Below are 13,604 nucleotides of genomic sequence, written 5' to 3' on the forward strand. Positions count from 1 at the left end.
TTCATTTTTTGGATATCTATTCCTGATTCAGTTGGTTATGAATACTATTTATTCTGTTTTATTTGTATTAATTAGATAAAATAATTTATCTTTAATAAAAATATCACTTAGAGTTAAGAATACTTACCGCTTACAAAACAAATATTTTAAACAAGAATCCCCCTTCATTATTGGTTTGATCATTTATTTAAGAGTTAAATAGTTTGCAAATTTTTTATAATCACTTTAAAATTTAATAAAATGAACACAAGAAGAAAAGCCTTATTCATACTCCCAATCATAGTATTGGGTTTAATTTACAGCTGCGGTCCATCTGTAAAAGTTACAAATGATTATGATCGATCAGCTGATTTTTCGCAGTATAAAACATTTGCAGTTTATGATTTGCAAGCACAAGAAGGACAAATGAGCCAGTTGAATGCTGAGCGAGTTACAAATGCAATTCGCGCCGAAATGATTAGCAAAGGGTTTACAGAAGTAACTAGCAATCCTGATTTGAAAGTTAACGCAGTTACAATTTTAAAAGACAAAAAAAAGGTTACGTCAAATACTGATTTCTATGGATATGGCGGAATGTATCGTCCGTATGGATATTGGGGAGGAGGCATGATGACAGGTGCAACAAGGTATAATACATATGAATATGTTGATGGATCTTTGATAATAGATATAGTGTCTACAAAAACACAAAAATTAATTTGGCAAGGAATAGGAAATACGCAATTGGATAAAAGACCAGATAACCCAGATGAATTTATTAATTCTTCTGTTAAGAAAATTTTAGCTGGATTCCCTCCAGATTTAGTATCGAATTAAGAAATTATTATTTAAAGAGATAATTTTCGCTATAATAATTTTCGTTAATTCATCTCATAAGTTTATCTGTTGGTTAGTTAATTCAATAATTGTCTAAAAACCTGATAGCAATCGCTATCAGGTTTTTGTTTTTTTGTAGGTTTTTATAGATTAACTAAAAAATTATAAAAATATTAACGGTTTAATTCCAAACAATCTGTTTAATATTTAATTGTTTTGTAACAAAAATAAATTATCACTACTAATTTATCAAAACCATTAAATAATTATTATGTACAAATTTTCAATGAAATCAGTATTTGCCGCATCTGCCTTTATGGTAGGGGTAAGTGGCTGTTTTGCACAAGACGTTTTGGTTAACTCTTTAAAAGTAAATGCTAGCGAAAAAAGTAAAGAGAGCTTTAAATTTACAGAGCAAATTAACTTAGGTACCACATCGGTAAAAGCACAAGGGTCTTCGGGAACGTGCTGGAGTTATTCGACAAACTCTTTTTTAGAGTCAGAAATGATCAGAATGGGGAAACAACCAGTTGAGTTGTCTCAAATTTTCTCTGCAAGAAATGTGTATGTTGAAAAAGGAGTTAATTATGTACGTATGCACGGAGCAGTTACTTTGGGTGACGGTGGAGCATTGCATGATGTAATTAATATGTATAAAAAATACGGAACAGTTCCTAGAGAAGTTTATACAGGATTAAACTACGGGACAGATAAAAATAAATTTGCTGAAATGGGAGCTCTTATCGAAGGAGTTTTGACCGCTGTTGTTAAAAACCCAAATGGAGAATTAACTCCAAACTGGCAAAAAGCATATGCAGCCGTTATTGATTCTTATTTAGGAAAAGTGCCGGAAAACTTTACATACAAAGGAAAAAATTACACACCACAATCATTTGCAAAAGAGGTGGTAGGTATTAATCCAGATGAATATATCGAAATGTCATCGTTTACAACAGCGCCATATTACCAAAAAACAACTATGATGGTGCCGGACAACTGGTCATTTGATCAAGTGTATAATGTAAAAGTAAATGACATGACAGATGTTATTGATAATGCATTAAAAAAAGGATATACAGTTGCTTGGGCTACCGATGTAAGTGAGAAAAGCTTTAGCTGGAAAAACGGAGTTGCTTATGTAGCGAACAAAAAGTTCGATGATATGACAGCCGATGAAAAAGCAAACATGTTTAATGGACCAAAAGAAGAGCCTGAAATTACTGCCGAAATGCGTCAGGCTGCTTTTGATAATTATACAACAACAGACGATCACGGAATGCACATTATTGGTTTAGCCAAAGATCAAACAGGTAAAGAATACTATATCGTTAAAAATTCTTGGGGTGTAACAAATGACTACAAAGGCTTTTTGTTTGTGACCAAAAATTTCGTGAAGTATAAAACTACTGCTCTTATGGTAAACAAAGGCGGAATACCAACGGAAATCGCTAAAAAACTAGGGGTTTAAGTTTATTTCGAATTTTGAAATATAGAAAAAGCGCTGCAAGTAATTGCAGCGCTTTTTTTGGTTTAAAGACGAAGGTTCGAAGAATCTTTCTCTTTATCAATAATATATTTTCTAAAAAGAATCTACTTCCCTTTCAATAACTTCTCTAAATATTCGACTTTTTCTTTTTCAGCCAAAACCAAACGTTCGTAAAGTTCTACAACTTTATCAAGCGGATTGAAATTGGGTTGAACATTAATGGCATTAATTGTTGAGTTATCATGACTACTAAAAGTGTTATTGATAATATTCAATACAGTTTCATCGCTATAATTTTTAATTGCTTCAGCGGAAACTCCTAATACTTCAGCAATTTTTTGAAGTTTTTCATCATCAACAATTTCGCTTCCTTCAATATTAGAAATAGATTGCTGGCTTATGCCAATTGCTATTGCAAGTGCTTCTTGTTTCATTCCTCTAAGCTCTCTGATTCGGCTTATGTTTCTTCCAATATGTTTTGATTTTGTTGCTGTATTCATAGTTCAAAGATATTTAAAATTCTTGAGAGATTATCTGTATGGTAAAACACAAGTTTGTATTTGTGAGATACAATTTCGAATGTTTCAGTATGATATAATCTATTGTTTAATTGTGATGTGTTAAACAAAAGTACAATTTTTCGCATAGGTAGCGATTGAAAACAAAAAATATAAAAATGCAAAAAGAAAATCATATTCCATTAGATCATGATGAGGTAATGTTAGCTGTGGCGAGATTCCTTTCGGCACTTTGTTTAGAAGGAGAGTTTCGGTATCAACCTGATTATTTAGCTGAAATTTTTGAGGATATCCTCAAAACTGAAATTGGCGATGACCTAGATCTGCGAACTAAAATGATAAGTTGTGTCAAAACCAGTAAGATGTTAGCTAAGGCACTCGAGCCGTTCTCAGATGTACAAATAGCCAAAGCTTGTGTTGGAGTTGCCGAAGTTTAATATTGTTTGTTGTGGGGCTTAATTTTGGTTTAATTGTGAAGTTATAAAGTTGAGCCGTTTTTTTACCGCAAAGCCCGCAAAGTTAAAAACCGCAAAGTTCGCAAAGCTTATAGATCAAGCTTTGCGAACTTTGCATAAATCCTAGCGTTTTCCTTTGCGGTTAAAGACTAGGTATTTTTTAAACAAAAAAAAGACCATCATTTCTGATAGTCTTTTTTGCTCCCTCTCTTGGGCTCGAACCAAGGACCCTCTGATTAACAGTCAGATGCTCTAACCAACTGAGCTAAGAAGGAATCACCTTAAAGGTAAATATGTTTGCTAAAAAAAAGTTGCTCCCCCTCTTGGGCTCGAACCAAGGACCCTCTGATTAACAGTCAGATGCTCTAACCAACTGAGCTAAGGAGGAAGTTGTTGTTCTTTTTAGCGAGTGCAAATATAGAAGGTTTTTTCGTTTCTAAAAAATTTTTTCGCACTTTTTATTTATTTTTTTTACTTCCCAACAATTGCTTTGTAAATGTCGTTACCGTTAGCAAACAAAAGCAATGAGATAAGTAAGACAAAGCCAACCATTTGCGCATTTTCTAAGAATTTATCACTCGGTTTTCTGCCACTAATAATTTCGTATAATAAAAACATCACATGCCCACCATCAAGTGCAGGAATCGGCAATAAATTCATAACTCCAAGCATTATTGATAAAAGTGCAGTAATAGACCAGAACACTTCCCAGCTCCAAGAACTTGGAAAAATATTGTAAATAGCGGCAAAACCACCTACTTGTTTGTATGCTTTGGTTTCTGGATTAAAAATCATTTTTAGTTGTTTTCCGTAACCTACTAATTGATCTTTCCCTTTTTCAATTCCAACAGGAATCGATTCAAAGAAACCAAATTCTTTAGTGCTTACTTTATAGTAGCCTAATTTTTCTAACGAATCCATTCCTAGAGTACCAACATTTACACCAAGTTTTCCTTCTTTTGTAACAATAGCATTAACAGGAGTCTCTTTTTGGTTTCTTAAAACTACGGCAGGAATTGTTTTTCCTTTATTACTTTCTAGTATTGCTTTTACTTCGTCATAATATTTTACTTTTTGACCGTTAAGAGAAATAACCAAATCTTTTGGTTGTAATTCTTTGTTTGGAGACTCAGGAGCAATATTTCCAATTACAAATGGCATTCTTATAGAAACAAGCGGACTTTTTTCATGTTTTGATAATTGGTCAACAAGATCATTTGGCATGTTGATAGTTTGCTCAACGCCATTTCTTTCAATAAGGACTTGCTTAGACATCACTAAATCCATGTTTAGCTGACTGTCAAAATTGGCTACTTTTTTACCATCAATAGCAAGAACTTTATCACCAGTTTTAAAACCAGCTTTAATCATAACAGGATTTTCAATCGAAAGACCATCTTTTATGTCGGCATTGGCAACATAAGTTTCGCCATAAGCAAAAGCCATTCCTATATAAATGATAAACGCCAGAATAAAGTTTACAGTAACTCCACCCAACATAATGATTAAACGTTGCCAAGCTGGTTTCGAACGAAATTCCCAAGGTTGTGGCGGTAAAGCCATTTGTTCCTTGTCCATACTTTCGTCGATCATTCCAGATATTTTTACATAACCACCCAGAGGTAACCATCCGATCCCGTATTCGGTTTCGCCAATTTTCTTTTTTAGAAGAGAATATTTTACATCAAAAAATAAATAGAACTTTTCGACTCTTGTTTTAAATAATTTTGCAGGGATAAAATGCCCTAATTCGTGAAGAATAATAAGTAATGATAAACTCAATAAAAATTGAGAAAGCTTGATAACTATATCCATTGTTTAGTTTTTGTTCTTAAATAACGCACAAAAGTAACGTTTTCTATTTTAATTCGTAGTGCAATATAAGTTATAAGGTTTTAAATGTTTGTTAATTAATAAACATTTAAATTTCTTGTTTTGCTAAGATGCAGTAACTTTACTTTTTGAACACTATTTAAAGTATTAGTAGTGTAAAACCACTAAAAGTTACATCGTATGGCATCAGTATTGTTTTCTTCACTTACTATAAAAAAGATCACTTTAAAAAATAGAATTGTTATTTCGCCAATGTGTCAATACTCTGCTGTTGATGGTTTTGCCAACGATTGGCATTTGGTACATTTGGGGGCTCGTGCTAGTGGCGGTTCGGGATTGATAATCCAGGAGGCGACAGCAGTTTCGCCCGAAGCAAGGATTTCGCCGCAAGATTTAGGATTGTGGAAAGATGAGCAAATAGAAAAATTACAAGTTATTAATGCCTTTATTGTTTCTCAAAACGCAATTCCGGGAATTCAGATAGCGCATGCAGGACGTAAAGCGAGCGTTTCGGCTCCTTGGGAGGGAAATAAAAAATTAGATATCGCTCAAGGCGGATGGCAGACAGTTGCTCCAAGCGCAGTGGGCTATCATGATAATGAAACGGCACCAGAAGCTTTGGATAAAGCAGGAATTCAAAAAGTAATCACCGATTTTAAAGCAACTACTAAAAGAGCAGTTACCGCTGGATATCAGGTTTTAGAAATTCACGGAGCACATGGATACTTACTGCATCAATTTATGTCACCATTATCTAATTTTAGAACCGATGAATATGGAGGTAGTTTCGAAAATAGAATTCGTTTTACACTTGAAATTGTAGATGCAGTGCAATCAGAATGGCCTGCTGATCTGCCTTTGTTTGTTCGTATTTCGGCAACCGATTGGGCAGAAGGAGGTTGGAGTGTTGAAGAGTCAGTACAGCTTTCGGTAATTTTAAAATCTAAAGGAGTTGATGTTGTAGATGTTTCTTCAGGAGGATTAGTATCACATCAAAAAATTGCTTTAGGACCAAATTATCAAGTACCTTTTGCCGAAAGGATAAAAAAAGAAACTGGCGTTCTAACGGGGGCTGTAGGTTTAATTACTGAAGCCAAACAAGCCGAAACTATTTTAAATTCAGGTCAAGCCGATTTAATATTGTTTGCACGAGAATCACTTCGAGATCCAAACTTGGCATTGCATTTTGCATCCGAGTTAAACTCTGACATTCAATGGCCAAAACAGTACGAAAGAGCTAAGATCTGATAAAACATTTAACCATTAAGAGATTAAGTATTTGAGCTTATTTTTTTAGTTACTGGTTAGAAAAGAAACATAAATTTTTATTAAGTAGTTAAGCTTAATTTTTCTTAATCTCTTAATGGTTAGAAAAAATAAAATATTGAACTTAATTGTATAAATAACATCAAATGCAAAAAATAAAAACAGCACTATTATCATACGGAATGTCGGGAAAAGTTTTTCACGCACCATTTATCGTTATTCATCCAGGGTTTGAACTTATGGGTTCTTGGGAAAGAAGCAAAAAACTAATACAGGAAGATTATCCAACAGTTAAAAGTTATCCAACTATCGAGGATGTTCTTGCAGATGATATCGATTTGGTAATTGTAAATACACCTGTTGAAACACATTACGAATATGCTAAAAAGGTATTAGAAGCAGGTAAACATGCCATAGTCGAAAAAGCATTTACAACTACAGTAGCTCAGGCTCAGGAATTGGCTGATTTAGCTAAAGCAAAAGGATTAAAATTGGCTGTTTTTCAAAACAGAAGATGGGATAGTGATTTTAAAACTGTTCAAAAAGTGGTGAAAGATGGTGTTTTAGGAGATTTAGTCGAAGCCGAATTTCACTTTGATCGTTATAATCCTTTATTGAGTATTAAAGCACATAAAGAAACTGCCAATTCGGGAGCAGGAATCCTTAAAGATTTGGGACCTCATTTAATAGATCAGGCTTTGCATTTGTTCGGATTTCCAAAATCAGTTTTTGCTGATATCAGAATAACACGCGAAAATTCGTTAGTAGATGATTATATGGATTTACTATTGTATTACGATGATTTTAGAGTTCGATTAAAAGCAGGTTTCTTTGTCAGAGAAGCTAATCCAGCTTATGTAGTTCATGGAAAAAAAGGATCATTCTTAAAACCTCGTGGTGATGTTCAAGAAGATGATTTGAAATTAAGTAAAAAACCAGATGTAGCAACTTGGGGGACAGAATCAGAAGAGTTAAAAGGAATTTTACATACTGAAATTGAAGGTAAAATCATCAAAGAAAAGATTCCGACTTTTCAAGGAAATTATTATGACTTTTTTGATGGAGTTTACAAGTCAATTACTGCTAATATTACAGAGCCGGTTACGGCAGAAGATGGTGTAAAAACAATGAAAATTATAGAAGCAGCTATTGCGAGTAATGCACAAAACAAAGTGATTAATTTGTAGCTATTTAATCTGTTTGTGAAAGTAACGCGGATTAAAAGAATTTACTAAAGTAAAGACGCAGATTAAAACGGGTTTTTTAAAACAATCACGAAGCTTCGGGAGAAAATTCGTGTTTTCCGCGTTTTCGCCTTGGCGAATCTGCTTCATTGGTGTTCCATTTAATTTATAAACAATAACGTTATAATTTATAGGAACTGGTTGGGTTAAATTAATCAAAAGAATGATTTTCGTAATTTTGCCCAATCAAACCCTAAATAATTCATTTTGATAGATTTAAACTTCCTTGGCAGATTTAAGACCAAAGCAAAATTCAAAAAAACGTATAAAAATGTTAAAGCATCGTACTTAAATCGAATTCGCTTTGCTGTAGGGATGTTTTATTTTGCAATGGGTTTGTGTTTTGCCACTTGGGCAAGCCGAATTCCTGATATTAAAACAGCTTTGAGTTTAAGTGAAGGACAATTAGGGTCTATTTTATTTGCTTTACCATTAGGGCAATTGGTTGTTATGCCTTTTTCAGGAAAACTAGTGACTAAATTCGGGAGTCATAAAATCCTTGTGTTTTCTTTATTATTTTATGCTTTTAGTTTAACCAATTTAGGTTTAGCTAGTGCGTCATGGCAATTATCGCTTGCTTTGTTTGTATTTGGAATATTTGGAAACTTAGCCAATATTGCTGTAAATACGCAAGGAGTATATACCGAGGTACTTTTTAAGAAAACAATAATGTCTTCCTTTCATGGTATGTGGAGTTTTGCCGGATTCTCGGGTGCATTAGTTGGCTTAGGAATGCTTGCTTTAAAACTAACACCATATTATCATTTTGTAATTGTAGCAGGAATTGTATTAGTCATGATTGCTTTTAATTACAAGTTTTTGATTAAAGCAAAAGAAAAAATTAAAGTAAAAGTAGAAGATAAAAAAAAGAAACTATTTACAAAACCAGATAGTTCGTTGATTTGGTTAGGTGTAATTGGTTTTTGTTGTATGGCGAGCGAAGGAGTAATGTTTGACTGGAGTGGAGTTTACTTTAAAGATGTCGTAAAAGCACCAGGAGCATTGGTTATCTTAGGCTATACTTCGTTTATGATAATGATGGCAAGTGGTCGTTTCCTTGGTGATGGACTGATTCTTAAATTTGGAAGAAAAAAAGTACTGCAAATAAGCGGATTAGTTATCTCGCTTGGTCTTTTTACTTCTGTGTTATTTCCATATATAATTCCTTGTACAATTGCTTTTATGTTTGTAGGACTTGGAGTTTCTACAGTTGTACCAACATTGTATAGTGTAGCAGGGAAAAATCCAACGGTTCCTGCAGGCGAAGCTTTAACAATAGTTTCGAGTGTGAGTTTTCTTGGTTTCTTAATGGGGCCACCTGTTATTGGTTACATTGCCGAAGCTTTTGGACTTCGTTTTTCTTTTGCCTTTATCGGTGTTTTCGGGTTTTTAATTGCTTTTATGGTATCAAGAATTAAAGCTATTGAATAGATAAACTTTTTTAAGGTATTCTCGGATGCTCTTGTATTTTCTTTTTTTTAAAAATTAACAAGAAAAATAATCTATTTAATTTTATTTCCTATATTTGACGCTTATTAAATATAGGAAATTTACTATTTATTATGTGTTTAATACCACATTTTATTAAAAAAACACTTTTCAAAAACATTTTCTGATTGTTGCTATAAGTTGAAGATTTCCTATTTCAAATTATTACCAATCAAATTTTAACCCTCTGATTTTACTAATTAAAGAATCTTAGGTGGTTAAAAACAATACTATGTTTATGAAAAAGTGTGTCGTTGCAATTTTATTCATCTTTCAGTCAGGGATTGCCTTTGCGCAAAATGAAACTGGTTTTACAGGAAAAGTTGTCGATTCGAAAATGCAAAAATCACTTGAATATGTTGTGGTTAGTATTCAAAACGCTACAATTATGCAATTGACTGGGAGTGATGGTACATTTAGATTGGTTTTGCAATCTGAAGGAGATCAATTGTTATTGTTGCATAGTCAAGGATATAAAGATTTATTATTTCCAGTAAAAGCTATTTCTGGAAAGATGGTAGATCTGGGTGTTTTGGTTTTAGAAGAAAATAATCAAATCGGATCAGAAGTTTTCTTAATTGCTTTGTCAGAAAGTGATTTAGCAGATGATAACACTAGCTCCGAAAATACTTCGGGACTTTTACAATCCTCTCGAGATGCTTTCATACAAGCATCAGCTTTTAATTGGGGTCAGGCACGTTTTAGGATGCGAGGATTAGATAGTGAGCATGCTAAGATGACGATCAATGGAGTTACAATGAATAAAATGTATGACGGACGTCCGCAATGGAGTAATTGGGGAGGTTTAAATGATGCTACAAGAAATCAGGAATTTTCAGTTGGAGCTGCTACCTCAGATTATACTTTTGGAGGGATTCTGGGAACACAACAAATTAATACACGAGCTTCAATTTATAGATCAGGTTCTCGAATTACATTTTCGGGTAGTAATACCAACTATAGTTTACGAACAATGGCTACTTATGCTACAGGTTTGATGCCGTCAGGATGGGCTTTTGTGGTTTCTGCAGGAAAACGTTGGGCAAATGAAGGTTTTTTTGAAGGAACAAATTATGATGCAGATTCTTTTTTTATGAGTATCGAAAAGAAATTAAGTGCTCGGCACGCTCTTAATTTTACAGGATTTTATACTCCAAATGCAAGAGGGAAAAATTCACCAAATACAGATGAAGTGACTCAGCTTACAAATGAGCAATATAATTCTTACTGGGGCTGGCAAAACGGAAAGAAAAGAAATGCCAGAATTAAAAGAGTGGAAGAACCCATTTTAATGTTAAACCATTTTTTTAGAATTGACGATAACACAAATCTAAACTCAAGTGTAACCTACCAGTTTGGGAAAGTAAGTAATGGTAATATAGATTATCAAAATGTAAATAGTCCAGATCCAACGCATTACCGTAAATTACCAAGTTACTATAGTTCAGTATATGCAAAAGACCAAGGAGAATATCCAGGTGATTTTACTCCAGATTATAAAAATGCCCAAAAAAATGAAGAACGCTTTGCCGTAAGTTCACAAATAAATTGGAAAGAATTATACCGAGCAAATCAAACGCTAGCGGCAAATTCAAATGGAAGTACAACTAGTTATGTGCCAGCACAAAGTAATTATGTTTTGTATGAAGATAGAACCGATGATAAAACAATATCTTTTAATTCAAACTTAAATTCCCAATTAACAGAGAATATCTTTTTTAATGGAGGAATAGCGTTTAGAAATTTAAAATCACATAATTTTCAGTTTCTTACTGATTTATTAGGAGGTTTGTATTTTAAAGATATTGATTTGTTTTATAAAGGAGATCAGTCGCAATCAGATTTGAAGAATCCGAATAGGAGAGTTGGGGTTGGAGATTCTTACGGATATAATTATAATTATCTGGCGAATACAATTGATTTTTTTACGCAATTTAAATTCACTTACCGTAAAGTCGATTTTTATCTTGCCCAAGCTTTCTCTAGTTCAACTTATCAAAGAGAAGGTTTGTATCAAAACGGAATTTATCCTACTAACTCTTTTGGGAAAAGTGAGAAAGTTACTTTTGAGAATTTTGCTTTCAAAGGAGGCATAACTTATAAGATATCAGGCAAGCAATGGTTGTTTTTTAATGGAGCATATCTAACTCAAGCCCCTTCAATTCGAAATACATTTCCTAATGCACGACTTAATAATAATAGTGTTGATGGGATAAAAAGCATGAACATAAGTAGTGTTGAAGGAAGTTATATTTATCATGCACCAAAGTTAAAAGGCCGACTTACAGGATATTATTCTTTGATAAAAAACACAACACAAACTTCTTTTTTTTATGCCGAAGGTATCTTTGATGATGGCGCAGGTTATGATAATACAAATGCTTTTGTAAGTCAGGCATTAACACATTTAAATAAAAAGAATATTGGAGCGGAGTTGAGTTTTGAATATCAAATTTTACCGAGTTTTAAAACTACTTTGTCAGCTGCATACGGGCAGTACATTTATGCTAGCAACCCTAATGTTACAATTGCAAATGATGCGAAAGCATCTTTAATAAATAGTAATCCCGTTTTTAATTTCGGAACTGCGGCATTAAAGAATTATAAACAACCAGGGATGCCTCAACAAGCTTATTCATTAGGCGCTGAGTATCGAAATCCCAAATATTGGTGGCTTGGGGCTAATATAAATTACCTCGCAAATTCTTATATAGATGTTTCTTCAATTTCTAGAACAGCGCAGTTTTATATTAATCCTAAGAGTGGTTTGCCTTTTCCAGAAGCTTCAAAGGAAAGAGCTAAGGTGTTGTTGAAACAAGAAAAGTTCGACCCTATTTCGTTATTAAATATTACAGGAGGGAAATCATGGCGTATTCGTGGAAAATACATATCCTTTTTTGGAAGTATTAATAATGCATTGAATACGATTTATAAAACTGGCGGTTTTGAACAGGCAAGGAATGCAAATTTCCGTCGATTAGACCAACAAGAATCAAGTGGGAAACCATCATTTGGCCCGAAATATTTTTATGGATACGGGAGAACTTATTTTGGAAATTTAGCAATTAACTTATGAATTTTAAAAAAGTATTTAATATGAAAAGCAGATTTAACTCTTCGTTTTTTTTAATAATAGCTCTTGCTCTTTTAGGTTGTACTGGAGACGAAACTGCTATTCCAGAACTTATATGCAATCAGCCAGATTTAATCGTAAATAGATCAGTTGCTGAGGTTCATAATAATACCAATCCTGTTGCAGCAAAATATTTGTATGACGATATTATCGAGGGATATGTAGTTTCAAGTGATGAATCTGGTAATTTTTTTAAAACAATATCTATTCAAACACTGCCTGATAAAAATGGTGTTGTACAAGGATTTAATATTGGTATTGATGCAACAAACACCTATATAGATTATAGAATTGGAAGAAAGGTATTTGTTAAATTAAAAGATCAATTTACTGATATTAATTTTGGGAGTTTACGAATAGGGAGCTTGTTTGTTAATGCCTATGGAAATACTTCAGTTGGAAGAATTGACCAAAATGATTATAAAAATGTACTTAATGCCTCCTGTATTGTAATTGATGAAAATAGGTTGGTGCGCTCGCTTACGGTATCAGAATTATTGAATGATAATAATATAAATACTTTAGTAGAATTGTCTAATGTTCAATTTTCAGATGCTGCTATGGGACGTTATTATTTTGAAGAAGCCAATAGTGTTGGTGGTGCTACCAATTGGAATTTACGAGATAAGGCTGGGAATCAAGTTATTTTTAGAACGAGTAGATACGCTAATTTTGCAGGTAAGTTGGTGCCAAAAGGGAGTGGAGCTGTTCGAGGAATTTTGACGAAATACGGTTCAGACTATCAAATTATGGTACGATCTGATAAGGATATTGTGATGGAGGGAAAACGTTCCGTTCCGTTTTTTTCAGAAGACTTTCAAATGGTACAAAATAATGTAAATTTTAGCCTCCCAGGTTGGAGTAATATTGTAGTGAAAGGAACCAAATTATGGAAAAGTATTGTTTATGCAGGCAATGGTTACGCTGAGTTTAATACAACAAGTACAACAGCTGCCGAAATTGTCGCGTGGCTGGTTTCTCCTAAGATAAATATCGATGATTATAAAAATTCAGTACTCTCTTTCAGAAGCGCGCAGCATGATTTAAAAGTTGATTCCCCATCGAATTCTTTGGAAGTTTATGTGTCAACTAATTTTGATGGTTCTAATGTAGGTAAGGCAAAATGGATTAAACTAGAAGCAATACTTCCAACATTATCTACTCCTGCTCGTCAATTTATAAGTTCAGACCGAATTGATTTATCTGCCTATTCAGGAGATATTCATATTGCATTTAAGTATGTCGGATCAGGAAAAGATAAAACACTCAACGGTGCTTTTATGGTAGATGATGTTGTAATTGTAGGAGATAAGTAAAGGTTGTATGCGGAGTTGAATATTTATAAATAAACATAAATATCTAGTA

General features: G+C 33.3%; 10 protein-coding genes and 2 tRNA genes. 8 read left to right on the plus strand and 4 right to left on the minus strand.

Annotated features, from left to right (window positions below; genetic code table 11):
• Positions 1-240 precede the first annotated feature (240 nt).
• Together OIU80_RS09040 and OIU80_RS09045 are read left to right on the plus strand one after the other, a co-directional pair.
• Positions 241-816, plus strand: coding sequence for a DUF4136 domain-containing protein (locus OIU80_RS09040; protein WP_264286704.1), 576 nt, complete (start codon positions 241-243; stop codon positions 814-816).
• Positions 817-1,087: 271 nt separating this feature from the next.
• The gene (locus tag OIU80_RS09045; protein WP_264286705.1) at positions 1,088-2,284 is read left to right on the plus strand and encodes a C1 family peptidase; all 1,197 of its coding nucleotides are present in this window, start codon (positions 1,088-1,090) and stop codon (positions 2,282-2,284) included.
• 122 nt (positions 2,285-2,406) lie between these two features.
• Here the strand turns inward: OIU80_RS09045 and OIU80_RS09050 are convergent, their stop codons facing one another.
• Positions 2,407-2,802, minus strand: coding sequence for a helix-turn-helix domain-containing protein (locus OIU80_RS09050; RefSeq protein ID WP_264286706.1), 396 nt, complete (start codon positions 2,800-2,802; stop codon positions 2,407-2,409).
• Between the two features lie 176 nt (positions 2,803-2,978).
• Between OIU80_RS09050 and OIU80_RS09055 the strand changes: the two genes are divergently transcribed.
• Positions 2,979-3,257, plus strand: a complete 279-nt coding sequence (locus OIU80_RS09055) for a hypothetical protein (protein ID WP_264286707.1) — start codon at positions 2,979-2,981, stop codon at positions 3,255-3,257.
• A gap of 219 nt (positions 3,258-3,476) precedes the next feature.
• Here OIU80_RS09055 and OIU80_RS09060 read toward each other — a convergent pair.
• The 3 genes from OIU80_RS09060 to rseP all read right to left on the minus strand — a co-directional run bounded on the left by OIU80_RS09060 (position 3,477) and on the right by rseP (position 5,090).
• Positions 3,477-3,550 (minus strand) — tRNA-Asn (locus OIU80_RS09060).
• Between the two features lie 39 nt (positions 3,551-3,589).
• Positions 3,590-3,663 (minus strand) — tRNA-Asn (locus OIU80_RS09065).
• Positions 3,664-3,746: 83 nt separating this feature from the next.
• Positions 3,747-5,090, minus strand: coding sequence for an RIP metalloprotease RseP (rseP, locus tag OIU80_RS09070; RefSeq protein ID WP_264286708.1), 1,344 nt, complete (start codon positions 5,088-5,090; stop codon positions 3,747-3,749).
• A gap of 198 nt (positions 5,091-5,288) precedes the next feature.
• On the opposite strand from rseP, the gene OIU80_RS09075 reads away from it, so the two are divergent.
• The 5 genes from OIU80_RS09075 (at position 5,289) to OIU80_RS09095 (ending at position 13,555) form a co-directional block, all read left to right on the plus strand.
• On the plus strand, positions 5,289-6,356 hold the full coding sequence (locus OIU80_RS09075; protein WP_264286709.1) for an NADH:flavin oxidoreductase/NADH oxidase: 1,068 nt from the start codon (positions 5,289-5,291) through the stop codon (positions 6,354-6,356).
• Positions 6,357-6,520: 164 nt separating this feature from the next.
• The gene (locus tag OIU80_RS09080) at positions 6,521-7,561 is read left to right on the plus strand and encodes a Gfo/Idh/MocA family protein (protein ID WP_264286710.1); all 1,041 of its coding nucleotides are present in this window, start codon (positions 6,521-6,523) and stop codon (positions 7,559-7,561) included.
• A gap of 264 nt (positions 7,562-7,825) precedes the next feature.
• Positions 7,826-9,049, plus strand: a complete 1,224-nt coding sequence (locus OIU80_RS09085) for an MFS transporter (RefSeq protein ID WP_264286711.1) — start codon at positions 7,826-7,828, stop codon at positions 9,047-9,049.
• Positions 9,050-9,344: 295 nt separating this feature from the next.
• Positions 9,345-12,182, plus strand: a complete 2,838-nt coding sequence (locus tag OIU80_RS09090) for a TonB-dependent receptor (protein WP_264286712.1) — start codon at positions 9,345-9,347, stop codon at positions 12,180-12,182.
• Between the two features lie 20 nt (positions 12,183-12,202).
• Positions 12,203-13,555, plus strand: a complete 1,353-nt coding sequence (locus OIU80_RS09095) for a DUF5689 domain-containing protein (protein ID WP_264286713.1) — start codon at positions 12,203-12,205, stop codon at positions 13,553-13,555.
• Positions 13,556-13,604: the final 49 nt, after the last annotated feature.

The sequence above is a fragment of the Flavobacterium frigoritolerans genome (genome assembly GCF_025847275.1).
GTDB lineage: Bacteria > Bacteroidota > Bacteroidia > Flavobacteriales > Flavobacteriaceae > Flavobacterium > Flavobacterium frigoritolerans.